This window comes from Polaromonas sp. P3_B1 (assembly GCF_056402935.1).
In genome coordinates this window covers 1-14,961 of sequence record NZ_JBFUGK010000003.1, presented here as the reverse complement: position 1 = coordinate 14,961, position 14,961 = coordinate 1, and the positions used below count along the sequence as shown (strand labels likewise).

The window sequence follows — 14,961 nt, the reverse complement described above, 5'->3', positions numbered from 1 at the left end:
CATGCGCGGCGTGTGGGCGGCCCTCGTCCTGGCGGCATGCGCCGGGCCGGGCTTTGCGGCCGACTATGCCGGGCCCTTGTTTGACGCGCACCTGCACTACAACGAGGAGGCGTGGAACGGAAACAACGGCCCCCATTCGCCGGCCGACGTGCTGGCGCGCATGCAGCGCAATGGTGTGAAAGCCATTGTTGCCAACTCGCGGCCTAACGACGGCACCAAGTCGCTGGCCGCGATGCCCGAAACGCGCAAGGCCGGCGTCACCGTTGTGCCTTTTATCCGTCTGTACCGCAACCGCGCCGACTACGACAACTGGTTTCGCGACGAGTCCATCTACGAGATGGTGCAGACCGAGTTTGGGCGGGGTGTTGTGGGAGACCAGGCTGGGCCCTACAAAGGCATTGGTGAGTTCCATCTCTACGACAGCGCCAATGCAAACGGCCCTGTGGCGAAAAAACTGATGCAGTTCGCCGCCAGGAACAAGCTCGCCGTGCTCGCGCATGTGGACGACACGGCGATTGATCTGTTGATGGCCCACGCGCCCGATGCCCGGCTGGTGTGGGCGCATACCGGCATAGGCGGCGCGCCCGTGGAGCGGGTCGACGCGCTGCTGGGCAAATACCCGCAGCTTATGGGCGAGCTGTCTTACCGGCCGGGCCTGACTTGCGACGCGGGAAAGCTGTGTCCCGAATGGCGCGCGTTGTTGCTCAAGTACCCGGGCCGCTTCATGATCGGTTCCGACACCTGGGTCAACCAACGCTGGCTGTACTACGACGAACTGATGAAGGGCTACCGGGCTTGGTTGGGCGATCTGCCGCCCGACGTGGCGCGAAAAATCGCCTGGGGCAATGCGGCTGGTATCTTCGGCATTGCCGAAAAATAGTCTCCCACCAGAAATGACCGGATCGATATGAATGACGACGAGAATCTTCAACCCAGCATGAGCCGCGGGACTGGCTTTGCCAGACCGCAGGCGGGCGGCCCCCTCGGGGGGCAGGGAGCTACACGCAGTGAGCGACCGTGGGGGCAATGATGTACCAACTTCATTTTTCTCCCAGCTCCGCCGCCATGGCGCCCCACATCCTGCTCCAGGAATTGGGTGTTCCCTTCGAAAAAGTCCTGGTTGACACCAGCACGGGCGCACACCGTTCGGAGGCCTACCGCAAGCTCAACCCCAACGGCCTGATCCCGACGCTGGTCGATGGCGATCTGGTGCTCTACGAAACCGCCGCGATCTGCATGCACCTGTGCGACATGCACCCTGAAGCCGGCCTGGCGCCCGCGTTGGGCACGGTGGAGCGTGCGCATTTCTACAAATGGCTGGTCTGGCTGACCAACACCCTGCAGTCCACCTTGATCATTTACTTCTACACCGACCGCTGGATGGATGCCGGCAACAGCGCGGGTGTGGCTGAGCTGAAGTCGCACGCCGAAGCCAAGGTCGGCCTGATGCTGGACCAGCTGGACGCGGAACTGGCCCGACTTGAGAAGACCCATGCACAGCCCTGGCTGCTGGGCGCGAAGTATTCGGCGGTGGACATCTACACGCTGACGCTGTGCCGCTGGACGCGTAATTTCGCGTCCCAGCCCGCGCGCGACCGCACGCACCTGGGTGCCTATTTGAAGCGCGCGCTGGCACGCCCCGCGGTGATCAAGGCTTTCGAGGCCGAAGGCCTGGCCCAGCCCTGGGTCTAACCCGGTCTTTGTAGCGGCTTGTAGGCCGCAGCCTGCGTAGGCGGGTTGTCGCGTTGCGCCTGCTCGATCTGCGCCACCAGCTTTTCCGGGTCGGTGTCTTCCTTGAGGATGCGAACCTCCGGGTCGGGGGTGTCGGCGCCCACTTTTTTGGCGATGCGTTCCAGCATCTGGATCATCTTGGTGTTTTCCTGCTCGGTCAGCAGGTTGATCTGCAGGTCGAGCTGGTTGCGCCTGTCGCTGATGCGCAACTCGTAGTTCTGGCTGATCAGGATGAAGGAGGACAGAAAAATCGCTTCGAGCGACACCACCAGCGTGAGGAAGGTGAAGGGGTAGGGGTCCCAATGCGCCAGCCCCGGCCATGTGTTGAAGGCAATCCRGCATGCGAATGCGGCCACGTGCAGCCATACAAAAGGCATGGAGCCGCAGAAGCCGGCGATAAAGGCCGCCATGCGGTCGGCGCGGCTGCGGTTGGCCAGTGCCATTTCTTCTACGCGGCGCATGGACTGCACGTTTTCGCGTGTGAGGTCGTCGGCGCAGACTTTGGGCGGGGTGCTTCCGTTAAGGCGGTTTTTCATGAGTCATCCTTTCGCCGGCGGCGCGGCCGGCGGGATCAGCGTTGCGCCAGGCCTCGTGAGAGGTAGAGCGCATCGGGCACCGCGGCACCGTTGGCTGTATTGTCGAAGACACACCATACCGAAGCGTCAGACGCCGCCGCGCGTTGGAGCCGGACAAGCAGCGCATCGAGTATTTCGGGCGCGTAGGCCGAGTAGTACATGCGCGGTGAACCGTGCAGCCGCACGTAGACCAGAGCCGGATCGCCGCCGGGCGCGCGGCCCGCGTCGAACAGCACCGGGTCGGCCAGCACGCGGGCGATTTTCAGTTCTTTCAGCAGGGTGTCGACGGGCGCCGTGAACCAGCTCGCGTGGCGCGGCTCCAGCGCAACGCCGCCGGCATGGCGCTGCCGCAGCCCGGCCAGAAAATCCCTGGCCGAGGCCGCGTCGAAAGCCAGGCTGGGCGGCAACTGCACCAGCAGGCAGCCGAGTTTCTCGCCGAGGCAATTGGCTTGCGCGAGGAAGGTGTCGAGCAGGTCCTCGCCGCCCCGCAGGCGTTTTTCGTGGGTGAGGGTTTTGGGCAGCTTGACCGAAAAGCGGAAATGCGCGGGCACGCTGGCAGCCCAGCGCGCATAGGTGGCCGGCTGGTGCGGGCGGTAAAAGGAGGAGTTGATTTCCACGGCATTGAAGCGCGCGGCATAACGCTGCAAGTGGCTGCCGCCCTCGGGAAATTCCGGCCAGGTCTCGCGCGGCAGGCTCCAGCCCGCGCAGCCCACCCGCACACCCGCTGTTTTGTCGGGATGCGTGCCGGGCTGCATGACGGCCTTGTTCCTGTTTGTCAGTACTGACCGCGCTGGCGCATGTCGCTGCGCAGGCGGTCCAGCTGGTAGCTGGCGTCGCGCACCGCGTAGCGGGCTTCTTCGATGCGCCGGTCCGAGCGCGCGAGCTGCTCGCGCAGGGTACGCTTGCGGTCTTCGGTGGTTTTGGCGTCGCGCAGTTCCGCCTGCATCTGGTCCTGCTCGCGCTGCAGCCGTGCCAGGGTCTTGCGGGCGTCCTGATCACGCCAGGCGATGCCGTGGATGTTGCGAAAGTTCTGGTCCATGGGCGCGGGGCAGACGCCTTCGTAGCTGTTGCCGGCCAGGCCTTCGTTGAGGGCGTTGGCAGGCTGGCAGTAGCTTTGCAAACCCTCGTTGCGGCCGGCGCGGTAGACGGCCACGTTCACGGGAATGCCGGCCTTGGCGCAGGATTCATAGTAGTCGGCGGCGCGGTCGGTGCGGCCGCGGCTGCCATCCTGCACGCCCAGCTGGCGCCAGTCGGCGGTGGCGCACTCGGCCGGGCTCAGGCTTTCGCAGCCGGCCAGCAGTGACAGGGCAGCCAGCAGGGCCAGCCAGGATGCCCTCTGCAGCACGGGGCCGGCGAAGGAGAAGCGGGTGAAGGCAACGAGCATGGGGTGTCTCCTTCGAACGGACCGTGAAATTCGGTGGGGCTAGCCGCGGGTTCGGGCGATGTATTGCTTGCGCCAGAACACCGTCCCGACCACGGCGACGATCAGGACCATCAAACCGGCGGTCCACCAGAAGCCGGTGCTGGTGTGAAGAAAAGGCATGAACTCGAAATTCATGCCGAAGAAACCGGTGATCAGGTTCAGCGGCAGAAAGATGGCGGTCAGCGCCGTCAGCGTGCGCATGATGTCGTTGGTGCGGTTGCTTTGCGCCGAAAAATGCATCTGCACAGCGGTTTCGGCGCTTTGCTCCATGCGGCGCACATGGTGGACCACGCGCTCTATGTGCTCCAGCACGTCGCGCGAGCGTACTTTGAGCAGCTCGCGTTCGCGCACCAGGGCGGGTGTGCCGCCTTCGGGCCAGGTCTCAACGGAGTCGATCCAGTCCTGCACGGCCGAGCGCTGGTCCTCGCAGATTTCGTCCAGCTGGTGCATGGCCAACCGCGCGTCGAGCACCGAGCTCCAGTTGGTAAAGCGTGTGCCGGGCCTGAGCAATTCGGACTGCCAATGGTCGAGCTGGCGCGTGAGTTCGCGCCGCAGTTCGAGGTAGCCGTCCACGATCTGGTTGACGATGCGCAGCATCATGTCGGCGGGGCTGGCGGGCAGCTTGACGCCGCTGGAGCGCGACTCGGCGGTGGTGGCATTCAACAGCCGGGACGCATAGGCATCGCGCACCGCGCAGTCGGCGGGATGCACCGTCAGCAGCAACTGGTCGAACACGGCGAAGCCGACCGGGCTGGTGTCTATGCGCTGCAGCACCGGCGGGCCTCCGCGTTTGGTGCGCGCCTGCAGCGGTTCCCCGGGCTGGTTGAGGTCGGTTTCGGTCTGGCTGGTGGCCAGTCGGCGGAACACCAGGATGTCGTACTGCGAGGTGTAGTCGTAGTGCGAGGGCAGCTGCTTGTTCAGCAGATCGGAGACATGCAGGTCCACCAGCTGGGCGCCGCACAGCAGCTGCAGGCTGGCCTGGATCTGGGGTAGCAGCACCTCGAACTCGCGGCGGCCGCAGGCGATCCACACAAACCCCTGCGCGGGCAACTTGGACGGCAAGGCGTCGGTCTCGACGACACCCTGGCTACCGGCGCTGATGTTGAAAACGCGCACCGCTCAGGCCTGGCGCAGCTTGCGCGCGGCATCGATGGCGAAATAGGTCAGCACGCCGTCGGCGCCGGCGCGCTTGAAGGCCAGCAGGCTTTCCATCATGACCGCGTCGTGGTCCAGCCAGCCGTTCTGCGCGGCGGCCTTCATCATGGCGTATTCGCCGCTGACCTGGTAGGCGAAGGTCGGCACCTTGAACTCGTCCTTCACGCGGCGCACCACGTCCAGGTAAGGCATGCCGGGCTTGACCATCACCATGTCTGCGCCTTCGGCGATGTCCATGGCCACCTCGCGCAGCGCTTCGTCGCTGTTGCCGGGGTCCATCTGGTAGACCTTTTTGTCGGCCTTGCCGAGGTTGCCGGCCGAGCCCACCGCATCGCGGAAAGGGCCGTAAAAGGCGCTCGCGTACTTGGCGCTGTAGGCCATGATACGGGTGTGGATCAGCTTTTGCGCTTCCAGCGCCTGGCGGATGGCGCCTATGCGGCCATCCATCATGTCGCTGGGCGCGACCATGTCCACGCCGGCTTCGGCCTGGCACATCGCCTGCCTGACCAGCATCGCGACCGTCTCTTCATTCAGGATGTAACCGTTGTCGTCGGGCAGGCCGTCCTGGCCGTGGGTGGTGAAAGGGTCCAGCGCAACGTCCGTCATCACGCCCAGTTCGGGGAAATTCTTTTTAAGCTCCCGCACCACGCGCGGGATCAGGCCGTCGGGGTTGGTGGCTTCTTTGCCGTCATAGGTCTTGAGCGAGGCGTCGACCACCGGGAACAAGGCCATCACCGGGATGCCCAGCTTCACGCACTCCTCGGCCACCGGCAGCAATAAGTCCAGGCTCAGCCTTTCTACGCCGGGCATGGAAGCCACCGGCTGCCGCTGCTGTTTGCCATCCACCACAAATACGGGGTAAATAAAGTCGCTCGAAGTAAGTGTGGACTCGCGTACCAGGTTGCGGGTGAAGGCGTCGCGACGCAGGCGCCGGGGGCGGCCAGCCGGGAAGGGGGCAAAGTTGGAGGCGTGAAAAGTCATGGGCAAATTGTGCCAAAGCTTTCCAAACACCCGGAAGTATTTGGGCAAGGCGCCGCGCCGTTTCAAGCTTTACAGAAAAGTTCTTAGATTGCTTAGGAAGTTATTGCCAAGGCCCTGCGCCCGTGGTTAGAATTGATACGTGTGGTTACCATTTGGTGACTGCATCCCGCTTTTCCTCCCTGAGCGGGGCCTTTGCGTGTGACAGCAAAAAGGCTTACCAGCCCGGCTGGCCTCGTGCCAACCGGGCATTTTTTTGCCCCGCGCATTCATAAATCCGCTGGCCGGGCGAATCGCGGCGTTGCGCGGTGCTCGCAATCCTCATGGACCGAAGTCCATTCCGGTTGATGCGCTCCGGGCGCCTTGCGCTTCATCCCGGCGCATCGCTAAATCCAATTGCCGGGCGAATTGCGGCGTTGCGCGGTGCTCGCAATCCTCATGGACTGAAGTCCATTCCGGTTGCTGTGCTCCGGGCGCCTTGCACTTCATCCCTGCAATTGAATTTCCCGACGCGCCGTACCGTGCGCGTACCTCTGACCTCTAGTTAAGTGGCATGCGGACTAAACTAGCTCCATGCTCTGGGTCAAATCACTTCATATCGTTTTTATCGCCAGCTGGTTTGCCGGGCTGTTTTACCTTCCACGCATCTTTGTGAACCTGGCGATGGTGCCGCCGGAAAGCGTGGCTGAGCGCGAACGCCTGGTGCTGATGGCGCGCAAGCTGATGCGCTTCACCACCATCCTGGCCGTGCCGGCGCTGGCTTTTGGCCTGTGGCTGTACCTGGGTTACGGCATAGGCCGCGGCCCCGGCAACGGCTGGATGCACGCCAAACTCGCCGTGGTGGTGCTGGTGATCGGTTACCACCATGCCTGCGGCCGCCTGCTCGCGAAGTTCGTCGCCAACCGCAATACGCGCAGTCACAAGTGGTTTCGCTGGTTCAATGAAGTGCCGGTGCTGCTCCTGCTGGCCGCCGTCATCCTGGTCGTGGTCAAGCCTTTTTAGGATCACAGCCGGGCATCGCAATGAAAAAGGAGCCCTCCAACCCAGCAGACGCGGGCGAACCGGCTTTGCCGGGCACCTCGCGTCGCCCCCTGCAAGGGGGGGAGGAACTACACGAAGCGAAGCGCAGTGAGGACGGCGGGGGTGTGCCAAATTCAAGGGGTGTGCATAAAACAGCTGCCTGGCCCCTCGCGCTGGCCGCCATCTGCCTGATTGTTTACGCCAGCCTTTACCCTTTCACGGATTGGCGTGACCAGGGCATCTCGCCCTTTCGTTTCCTGACGGCCCCGCTGCCGCAGTACTGGACCGGGTTTGACGTGGGTGCCAACCTGCTGGGTTATGCGCCGCTGGGCTTCCTGCTGGCGCTGTCGGCCCTGCGTAGCCGGCGCGTGTCCTGGGCCGTGACGGTGGCAGTGCTGGCCAGCGGCCTGCTGTCGCTGGCTATGGAGACCTTGCAAAGCTACCTGCCGGTGCGTATTCCCTCCAACGTCGACCTGCTGCTGAACACGGTGGGCGCCTGGCTGGGGGCCTGCTTTGCCTGGGCGCTCGAAAAAGCCGGCGTGGTGGACCGCTGGAGCCGCTTTCGCGCGCGCTGGTTTGCCCATGACGCGCGCGGGGCGCTGGTGCTGCTGGTGCTCTGGCCCATGGCCCTGCTGTTTCCGGCCTCCGTGCCCATGGGGCTGGGTCAGGTGTTCGAGCGGCTGGAGGCGGCTTTGGCCGATGCGCTGGTGGATACGCCTTTCCTGCAATGGATGCCGGTGCGCGACCTGGAACTGCAACCTCTGGTGCCCATCGCGGAGCTGATCTGCGTGGCGCTGGGCGCGCTGATTCCCTGCCTGCTGGGCTATTGCGTGATCCGCAGGCTGTGGCAGCGCGCGGCTTTTTCGACGGCGGCGGTCGCGGCCGGCATTGGCGCGTCGGCGCTGTCTGCGGCCCTGAGTTACGGGCCCGACCACGCCTGGGCCTGGCTGGACATACCGGTGCAAGTGGGCATAGGCCTGGCGGCCGTGCTGGCCTTGCTGCTGCTGGCCGTGCCGCGCCGCGCCGCGGCCGCGTTGGCGCTGTTGGCCCTGGCCATTCACCTGGGGCTGCTCAACCAGGCGCCCGCTGACCCCTACTTCGCGCAGACGTTGCAGACCTGGGAACAGGGCCGCTTCATTCGCTTTCACGGCGTGGTGCAGTGGCTGGGCTGGCTCTGGCCGTATGCGGCGCTGCTGTATGTGCTGGTGCGGCTCTCGGGCCGCGAACCGCGAGCCTGACCCGGCTCGCTGCCTTCTGCTACCATTGCCCGGCGATCTCCCTCAAGAGTTGCCGTAAGCGTTTACGTCAATCAACGCGCCTACCACCGCCGGCCATGCCGGGCGAGTGTTTTCCTTGCGGCCTGCCGGCTGCGGAAAAGGCGCCTTGACTGGACGGCTTACGGAAACATGTATGAACTCTTCGAAATCTTCATCGCGCACCCCCTTCGGTTTTGCCAAACTTCCCGCACACAGCGCGCGCTGGGTCACGCCCTTGTTGCTGTCCCTTTTCATGACCTGCATCGTCTCGCTCATCAGCACGCTCAAGGGCGTGGGCATGGCGCCCGGCGTCCTGCGCACCTGGCTGGGCGCCTGGGCCGTATCCTGGGTCATTGCCTTCCCGATCTCGCTGGTGGTTCTTCCCCTGGTGAGGAAGGCGACGGCTTTTGTCGTCGAAACCGCCTGAGCCCACGGAACATATCGACCACCACATCCTCTAAAGTCACGACATGCCTGAACACAATTCCAATTCTTACTACGAACGCCATATCTTCTTTTGCCTGAACCAGCGGGCCAATGGTGAAGACTGCTGCGCCGACCACCGTGCGCAGGAGGGTTTCGACCGTTGCAAATCGCAGGTCAAGGCCGCCGGGCTGGCAGGGCCCGGCAAGGTGCGGGTCAACAAGGCCGGTTGCCTGGACCGCTGCGCCGGCGGGCCGGTGGCCGTGGTTTATCCAGAAGCGGTCTGGTACACCTATGTGGACGCCAGCGACATCGACGAAATCGTCGAGTCACACCTGAAGAACGGCAAGGTGGTCGAGCGCCTGCTCACGCCCGCGCACCTGGGGCGCTAAACCTACCCGCCTTCAAGCTCTCAGAAAGTCCTCCGGTGAACTCCCAAACCCAAAAATCCATCATCCAGGGCCCAGCGGGCGCGCTTGAAGTCGCGCTGGACCTGCCCGCCGGCGCTTCGCGCGGCGTGGCGGTGATTGCCCACCCGCATCCGCTGTTTGCCGGCACCATGGACAACAAGGTGGTGCAGACATTGGCCAGGGCTTTTGTGCACTGCGGATGGACGGCGGTGCGCTTTAACTTTCGCGGTGTGGGCGGCAGCGCCGGCAGCCACGATGAAGGCCGGGGTGAGCTTGAGGATCTGCTGGCGGTGGTGGAGCATGCGGCGCCAGCCAGCGCCGCACTGCCGTTGGCGCTTGCGGGCTTTTCCTTCGGGGCTTTTGTCACCACGCACGCTTTCCAGCGCCTGAATGCCAGCCGGTCCGTCGAGAAGCTGGTACTGGTCGGCACGAGCGTGAGCCGGGCGCCGGCTGCGCCCATTGACGAGACCGCCCATCTCAAAACACTGGTCGTGCATGGCGAAGAGGACGACACCGTGCTGTTGTCGGCCGTCCTGGACTGGGCGCGCCCACAGGCACTGCCTGTTACGGTTGTCCCCGGGGGCGGCCATTTCTTTCATGGACAATTGCCCCTGTTGAAAAATCTGGTGGTCCGCCATCTGTCCTCGTCCCCAGCCTGACCCGCGCCGCCAGGTTTTTTGTTTCTAAATTCCTACTTTTCCAGCGATACCCCATGCACCTTTCATTCAAGGCTTTCCGCCCGGCTGCCGGTCTGCGCGCCTTCGCCGCCGCCCTCCTGGCTTTCTCCGCGGTGCTGCCCCAGGCGCACGCCCAGGTGCCGCAAGCGCCTGAAATCGCCGCGCGCTCGTATTTGCTGCTGGACGTCACCGCCAACCAGATCCTGGCCGCCAAGGACATCGATTCCCCGGTCGAGCCGGCCTCGCTGACCAAGCTGATGACCGAATACCTGGTATTCGACGCGCTCAAATCCAAGAAGATCGACCTGAAGCAGACCTTCGGCGTCAGCGAGCGCGCCTGGAAGATGCCGGGTTCGCGCATGTTCATCGACCCGAAAATGCAGGTGCCTGTCGAGGACCTGATCAAGGGCATGGTGGTGCAGTCGGGCAATGACGCGACCATGGCGCTGGCCGAGGGCGTGGGCGGAACCGCCGAGCATTTCGTGCAGCTCATGAACGAGCAGGCCAAGGCGCTGGGCATGAAATCGACGTCCTACAGGAATCCCGAGGGCCTGACCGAACCCGGCCACACCACCACGGCGCGCGACCTGAGCATCCTGGCCACACGCCTGATGACGGATTTCCCCGACTACATCGGCTACTCGGCCATCAAGAAGTACCGCTATCCCGGCACGCCGGCCGCCAACGACACCAACCGCAACACCCTGCTGTTTCGCGACCCGACGGTGGACGGCCTCAAAACCGGCCATACCGACGCCGCCGGCTATTGCATGATTGCGACCGCCAAGCGCGACTTCCCCAACCTGGGCGCGGCCGGCGCGCCGGGCGGGCGGCGCCTGCTGGCCATTGTGCTGGGCACGACCAGCGACAGCGCTCGCGCCAATGAATCGCAAAAACTGCTCAACTGGGGCTATACCGCCTACGAGGCCGTCAAGCTGTTTGACGCCGGCCAGGCCGTGGTCGCCCCGTCCGTCTGGAAGGGCAAGGCCTCCGCCGTGAAACTGGGCCGCCCCCAGGCCATCGTGGTGGCCGTGGCCGCCGGCAGCGCGCCCAAGGTCAAAACCCAGGTCGCTCGGCCCGATCCGCTGGTTGCTCCTTTTGCCAAAGGGCAGGCGGTCGGCACGCTCAAGGTCATGCTGGGCGACAACCCTGCGCCGGTGGCCGAGGTGCCCCTGGTCGCGCTGGAAGCGGTCGAAGAGGCCGGGATTCTGGGCCGTGCCTGGGATGCGATCCGGCTCTGGATCAAATAAGGCAGGTTGGCAATCATTCGGGAGTGTGCACTAACATTCTCGGCGATTTGAGTTCGGCGGGGCGTCAAAACCCCGAAAAGGCCTGCTGGCCTTGCTTGCGCGCGCAGGCATGGCCTAGCGCTTCCCGTCTTTTGCTTGAGCGTTTCCCCCAACCGGTTTATACTAGAAGGCTTTTCCGCTTTCACGGCGGGAAATATTTGTGCCCGTATCAACACGGTAAATTAGTTTTCAGACGTTTAGGGACGTTTTCAATGCCAACCATTAATCAGTTAGTCCGTCAGGGGCGCGAGGTCGAAAAGATCAAGTCCAAGAGCCCTGCGATGGAGAATTCCCCGCAGCGCCGCGGTGTGTGCACCCGTGTGTACACCACGACGCCTAAAAAGCCCAACTCCGCTCTGCGTAAGGTCGCCAAGGTGCGCCTGACCAACGGTTTTGAAGTCATCTCCTACATCGGCGGCGAAGGCCACAACCTGCAGGAACACAGCGTGGTGCTGGTTCGCGGCGGTCGTGTCAAGGATTTGCCCGGTGTGCGTTACCACATCGTCCGTGGTTCGCTCGACTTGCAAGGCGTGAAAGACCGCAAGCAGTCGCGCTCCAAGTACGGTGCGAAGAAGCCAAAGGCCAAATAAGCCAACCGGCTCGGGTTGTCTCTTTATTGAGGGCTCGTGCCAGAAGAAGTTGTCACGGAAGTCTGTGATAGTTCTTCAAACAGGTGTTTCACTCGCCCTGGCAGGTGTTTGAAACGAAGTGACCCAAGTGCAAATAGTTGCACCGGTCGAGTAAGTGAGGGTTTTGATAACTCTCGCGGTATTGCAAAGACAAGTTGTCTGGGCAATGCCAACTGAAGCAAAGAGGTGAAAAAATGCCACGTCGTCGCGAAGTCCCTAAACGTGAAATTCTTCCTGATCCGAAATTTGGCGATGTTGATCTCGCCAAGTTCATGAACGTGATCATGCAAGGCGGCAAAAAGGCCGTCGCAGAGCGCATCATTTATGGCGCGCTCGACTTTATCGAGAAAARGAACCCCGGCAAAGATCCGCTCGAGGCCTTCCACATGGCCATCGGCAACATCAAGCCCATGGTTGAAGTGAAATCCCGCCGCGTCGGCGGTGCAAACTACCAGGTGCCGGTTGAAGTGCGTCCCGTCCGCCGTATGGCCCTGGCCATGCGCTGGCTCAAGGAAGCCGCCAAGAAGCGCGGCGAGAAGTCCATGTCCCTGCGTCTGGCCAATGAGCTGATGGAAGCGACCGAAGGCCGCGGCGGCGCCATGAAAAAGCGTGACGAAGTTCACCGCATGGCAGAAGCCAACAAGGCGTTCAGCCACTTCCGCTTCTGATTTTCGATCGCAGTATTGCTGCGCTGAATTGAGGGGTTGCCGGCTGGCTTTGGGGTGTGAATCACCTTGATTGCCGGCGGTTCAGCCCCAATTTCTGCCAGCCGGGTGTCTTGCACAACATCATTCCCGGCCGGCAGACGCGTAGAAAACATGAGGGATGCCCGGATTGCGGGCAGTCTTTCAACGAGTCTTTGTTCGTAACCCCGAACTGAAAGTAATTTATGTCCCGCGCTACCCCCATTCAAAACTACCGCAACATTGGTATCTCCGCGCACATTGACGCCGGCAAGACCACCACCACCGAGCGGATCCTTTTTTACACCGGCGTGAACCACAAGATTGGTGAAGTGCACGACGGCGCAGCGACCATGGACTGGATGGAGCAGGAGCAGGAGCGTGGCATCACGATTACCTCCGCCGCCACCACCTGCTTCTGGCGCGGTATGGACACGTCCCTGCCCGAGCACCGCATCAACATCATCGACACCCCGGGCCACGTGGACTTCACCATCGAGGTGGAGCGTTCCATGCGCGTGCTTGACGGCGCCTGCATGGTGTACTGCGCCGTGGGCGGCGTTCAGCCCCAGTCCGAAACCGTCTGGCGCCAGGCCAACAAATACAAGGTTCCACGCCTTGCGTTCGTCAACAAGATGGACCGCACCGGCGCGAACTTCTTCAAGGTCGTTGAGCAGATGAAGCTGCGCCTGAAGGCCAGCCCCGTGCCCATGGTGATCCCCATCGGCGCCGAAGAAAACTTCACCGGCGTGGTCGACCTGATCAAGATGAAGGCCATCATCTGGGACGAAGCGTCCCAGGGCATGAAGTTCACCTACAGCGAAATTCCCGCTGAACTGGTGGCGACCGCCAAGGAATGGCGCGAGAAGATGGTTGAGGCGGCTGCCGAGGCGTCTGAAGAATTCATGAACAAGTACCTTGAAGAAGGCGACTTGACCGAAGACGAGATCAAGCTGGGTATCCGCACGCGTACCATCGCCAGCGAAATCCAGCCGATGTACTGCGGTTCCGCCTTCAAGAACAAGGGCGTGCAGCGCATGCTGGACGCCGTGATCGAATTCATGCCTTCGCCGGTGGATATTCCGCCCGTGAACGGCACGGACGAAGACGAAGCACCCGTCACCCGCAAGGCCGACGACGAAGAGAAGTTCTCCGCATTGGCCTTCAAGTTGATGACCGACCCATTTGTGGGCCAGTTGACCTTTGTGCGCGTGTACTCCGGCGTCCTGAAGAAGGGCGACAGCGTCTACAACCCGGTCAAGGGCAAGAAAGAGCGTATCGGCCGTATCGTGCAGATGCACGCCAACAACCGTGAAGAAGTCAGCGAAATCCGCGCCGGCGACATTGCCGCCTGCGTGGGCCTCAAAGACGTGACCACCGGCGAAACGCTGTGCGATCCCGATGCCATCGTCATGCTCGAGCGCATGGTGTTCCCCGAGCCCGTGATTGCACAGGCTGTGGAGCCCAAGACCAAGGCCGACCAGGAAAAAATGGGCATCGCCCTGCAGCGCCTGGCGCAGGAAGATCCTTCTTTCCGCGTCAAGACCGACGAAGAGTCCGGCCAGACCATCATCGCCGGTATGGGCGAGCTGCACCTGGAAATCATTGTCGACCGCATGAAGCGCGAATTCGGTGTGGAAGCCAACGTGGGCAAGCCCCAAGTGGCCTACCGCGAAACCATCCGCAAGACCGTGGAAGACGCCGAAGGCAAGTTTGTGCGCCAGTCCGGTGGTAAGGGCCAGTACGGCCACGTTGTGCTCAAGATCGAGCCCAACGAAGCCGGTAAGGGCATCGAATTCGTCGACGCCATCAAGGGCGGTGTGGTTCCCCGTGAATTCATCCCCGCGGTGGAAAAGGGTATCAACGAAGCCGTCACGTCCGGCGTGCTGGCCGGCTACCCCGTGGTCGACGTCAAGGTCACGCTGCACTTCGGTTCGTACCACGATGTGGACTCGAACGAACTCGCGTTCAAGATGGCTGCCATCTTCGGCTTCAAGGAGGGCTGCAAGAAGGCCGGCCCGGTGATTCTGGAGCCGATGATGGCTGTGGAAGTCGAGACGCCTGAAGACTACGCCGGCAACGTGATGGGCGACCTGTCCTCACGCCGCGGCATGGTGCAGGGCATGGAAGACATGGTGGGTGGCGGCAAGGCCATCAAGGCCGAAGTGCCCCTGTCGGAAATGTTCGGTTATTCGACCACGCTGCGTTCGATGTCTCAGGGCCGTGCAACGTACTCCATGGAGTTCAAGCACTACTCTGAAGCTCCGCGCAATGTGTCGGAAGCCATCATGGCTGCCCGCGCCAAGTAAGTAACGTCAGCTGCCGACCCATGCGGGCCGGCAGCTTTTTTTCTTGTCTGCGATTGTGTGCCGCTTTGTGCCCGTGCGAAGCGAACCAGCAACACAGTGCAGACGTTAAACCGTACACGGGCATGTTCTTTATCTGGAGAGAAAAATGGCAAAAGGCAAATTTGAGCGGACCAAGCCGCACGTCAACGTGGGCACGATTGGCCACGTGGACCACGGCAAGACGACCCTGACGGCGGCGATCACGACCGTTCTGGCATCGAAGTTCGGCGGCGAAGCCAAGGGCTACGACCAAATTGACGCGGCGCCCGAAGAAAAAGCGCGCGGCATCACCATCAACACCGCCCACGTTGAATACGAGACGGCGAACCGCCACTACGCCCACGTGGACTGCCCAGGCCACGCC

The 14,961-nt window shown here is 62.8% G+C and carries 17 protein-coding genes; 12 read left to right on the top strand and 5 right to left on the bottom strand.

Going from position 1 to position 14,961, the window contains the following annotated elements:
* The first annotated feature begins 1 nt into the window (after window position 1).
* Both AC1DXS_RS02515 and AC1DXS_RS02510 read left to right on the top strand, forming a co-directional pair.
* Window positions 2–880, top strand: coding sequence for an amidohydrolase family protein (locus AC1DXS_RS02515; RefSeq protein ID WP_477736003.1), 879 nt, complete (start codon window positions 2–4; stop codon window positions 878–880).
* Between the two features lie 149 nt (window positions 881–1,029).
* Window positions 1,030–1,692 (top strand): glutathione S-transferase family protein, encoded by a 663-nt coding sequence (locus tag AC1DXS_RS02510; RefSeq protein WP_477736149.1) that lies wholly within the window; start codon window positions 1,030–1,032, stop codon window positions 1,690–1,692.
* On the opposite strand, the gene AC1DXS_RS02505 is transcribed toward AC1DXS_RS02510, so the two are convergent.
* The 5 genes from AC1DXS_RS02505 to hemB are packed head-to-tail and all read right to left on the bottom strand — an operon-like array spanning window position 1,689 to window position 5,865.
* Complete coding sequence (locus AC1DXS_RS02505; RefSeq protein WP_477736002.1) at window positions 1,689–2,267, bottom strand: DUF1003 domain-containing protein; 579 nt, start codon at window positions 2,265–2,267, stop codon at window positions 1,689–1,691. The two genes, AC1DXS_RS02510 and AC1DXS_RS02505, sit on opposite strands and share 4 nt — an antisense overlap.
* Window positions 2,268–2,302: 35 nt before the next feature.
* On the bottom strand, window positions 2,303–3,061 hold the full coding sequence (locus tag AC1DXS_RS02500; RefSeq protein ID WP_477736001.1) for a DUF72 domain-containing protein: 759 nt from the start codon (window positions 3,059–3,061) through the stop codon (window positions 2,303–2,305).
* Window positions 3,062–3,081: 20 nt separating this feature from the next.
* Window positions 3,082–3,690: a DUF2799 domain-containing protein gene (locus AC1DXS_RS02495; protein WP_477736000.1), complete on the bottom strand. Its 609-nt coding sequence runs from the start codon at window positions 3,688–3,690 to the stop codon at window positions 3,082–3,084.
* Between the two features lie 39 nt (window positions 3,691–3,729).
* Complete coding sequence (locus tag AC1DXS_RS02490) at window positions 3,730–4,845, bottom strand: magnesium transporter CorA family protein (RefSeq protein WP_477735999.1); 1,116 nt, start codon at window positions 4,843–4,845, stop codon at window positions 3,730–3,732.
* A 3-nt stretch (window positions 4,846–4,848) separates the two neighbouring features.
* Window positions 4,849–5,865 carry a porphobilinogen synthase gene (gene hemB / locus AC1DXS_RS02485; protein WP_477735998.1) on the bottom strand — a complete coding sequence of 339 codons (1,017 nt, stop codon included), beginning with the start codon at window positions 5,863–5,865 and terminating at the stop codon, window positions 4,849–4,851.
* A 570-nt stretch (window positions 5,866–6,435) separates the two neighbouring features.
* Between hemB and AC1DXS_RS02480 the strand changes: the two genes are divergently transcribed.
* The 10 genes from AC1DXS_RS02480 to AC1DXS_RS02435 form a co-directional block, all read left to right on the top strand.
* The gene (locus AC1DXS_RS02480) at window positions 6,436–6,864 is read left to right on the top strand and encodes a CopD family protein (RefSeq protein ID WP_007875025.1); all 429 of its coding nucleotides are present in this window, start codon (window positions 6,436–6,438) and stop codon (window positions 6,862–6,864) included.
* 161 nt (window positions 6,865–7,025) lie between these two features.
* Window positions 7,026–8,120 (top strand): VanZ family protein, encoded by a 1,095-nt coding sequence (locus AC1DXS_RS02475; RefSeq protein WP_477735997.1) that lies wholly within the window; start codon window positions 7,026–7,028, stop codon window positions 8,118–8,120.
* 172 nt (window positions 8,121–8,292) lie between these two features.
* A complete protein-coding gene (locus AC1DXS_RS02470) occupies window positions 8,293–8,565 on the top strand; it encodes a DUF2798 domain-containing protein (protein WP_477735996.1) in 273 nt (90 codons plus the stop codon).
* A 43-nt stretch (window positions 8,566–8,608) separates the two neighbouring features.
* Entirely contained in the window at window positions 8,609–8,953 is a 345-nt protein-coding gene (locus tag AC1DXS_RS02465; protein ID WP_477713845.1) for a (2Fe-2S) ferredoxin domain-containing protein, read from the top strand.
* A 35-nt stretch (window positions 8,954–8,988) separates the two neighbouring features.
* The gene (locus AC1DXS_RS02460; RefSeq protein WP_477735995.1) at window positions 8,989–9,630 is read left to right on the top strand and encodes an alpha/beta hydrolase; all 642 of its coding nucleotides are present in this window, start codon (window positions 8,989–8,991) and stop codon (window positions 9,628–9,630) included.
* Between the two features lie 53 nt (window positions 9,631–9,683).
* Window positions 9,684–10,898, top strand: a complete 1,215-nt coding sequence (locus tag AC1DXS_RS02455; RefSeq protein WP_477735994.1) for a D-alanyl-D-alanine carboxypeptidase family protein — start codon at window positions 9,684–9,686, stop codon at window positions 10,896–10,898.
* A 251-nt stretch (window positions 10,899–11,149) separates the two neighbouring features.
* Window positions 11,150–11,527: a 30S ribosomal protein S12 gene (gene rpsL, locus AC1DXS_RS02450; protein ID WP_007851137.1), complete on the top strand. Its 378-nt coding sequence runs from the start codon at window positions 11,150–11,152 to the stop codon at window positions 11,525–11,527.
* Window positions 11,528–11,760: 233 nt separating this feature from the next.
* Window positions 11,761–12,234 (top strand): 30S ribosomal protein S7, encoded by a 474-nt coding sequence (rpsG, locus tag AC1DXS_RS02445; protein WP_477736148.1) that lies wholly within the window; start codon window positions 11,761–11,763, stop codon window positions 12,232–12,234.
* 221 nt (window positions 12,235–12,455) lie between these two features.
* The gene (gene fusA / locus AC1DXS_RS02440; RefSeq protein ID WP_477735993.1) at window positions 12,456–14,558 is read left to right on the top strand and encodes an elongation factor G; all 2,103 of its coding nucleotides are present in this window, start codon (window positions 12,456–12,458) and stop codon (window positions 14,556–14,558) included.
* Between the two features lie 145 nt (window positions 14,559–14,703).
* Window positions 14,704–14,961, top strand: a 258-nt coding sequence (locus AC1DXS_RS02435) for a GTP-binding protein (protein ID WP_477735992.1), incomplete at its 3' end; no start/stop codon positions are given.

What these genes read in the sequence shown, in the direction of transcription:
- AC1DXS_RS02515 (WP_477736003.1), top strand. Translation starts at nt 2, where the DNA reads ATGCGCGGCGTGTGGGCGGCCCTCGTCCTGGCGGCATGCGCCGGGCCG.
- AC1DXS_RS02510 (WP_477736149.1), top strand. Translation starts at nt 1,030, where the DNA reads ATGTACCAACTTCATTTTTCTCCCAGCTCCGCCGCCATGGCGCCCCAC.
- AC1DXS_RS02500 (WP_477736001.1), bottom strand. Translation starts at nt 3,061, where the DNA reads ATGCAGCCCGGCACGCATCCCGACAAAACAGCGGGTGTGCGGGTGGGC.
- AC1DXS_RS02495 (WP_477736000.1), bottom strand. Translation starts at nt 3,690, where the DNA reads ATGCTCGTTGCCTTCACCCGCTTCTCCTTCGCCGGCCCCGTGCTGCAG.
- hemB (WP_477735998.1), bottom strand. Translation starts at nt 5,865, where the DNA reads ATGACTTTTCACGCCTCCAACTTTGCCCCCTTCCCGGCTGGCCGCCCC.
- AC1DXS_RS02480 (WP_007875025.1), top strand. Translation starts at nt 6,436, where the DNA reads ATGCTCTGGGTCAAATCACTTCATATCGTTTTTATCGCCAGCTGGTTT.
- AC1DXS_RS02470 (WP_477735996.1), top strand. Translation starts at nt 8,293, where the DNA reads ATGAACTCTTCGAAATCTTCATCGCGCACCCCCTTCGGTTTTGCCAAA.
- AC1DXS_RS02465 (WP_477713845.1), top strand. Translation starts at nt 8,609, where the DNA reads ATGCCTGAACACAATTCCAATTCTTACTACGAACGCCATATCTTCTTT.
- AC1DXS_RS02455 (WP_477735994.1), top strand. Translation starts at nt 9,684, where the DNA reads ATGCACCTTTCATTCAAGGCTTTCCGCCCGGCTGCCGGTCTGCGCGCC.
- rpsL (WP_007851137.1), top strand. Translation starts at nt 11,150, where the DNA reads ATGCCAACCATTAATCAGTTAGTCCGTCAGGGGCGCGAGGTCGAAAAG.
- fusA (WP_477735993.1), top strand. Translation starts at nt 12,456, where the DNA reads ATGTCCCGCGCTACCCCCATTCAAAACTACCGCAACATTGGTATCTCC.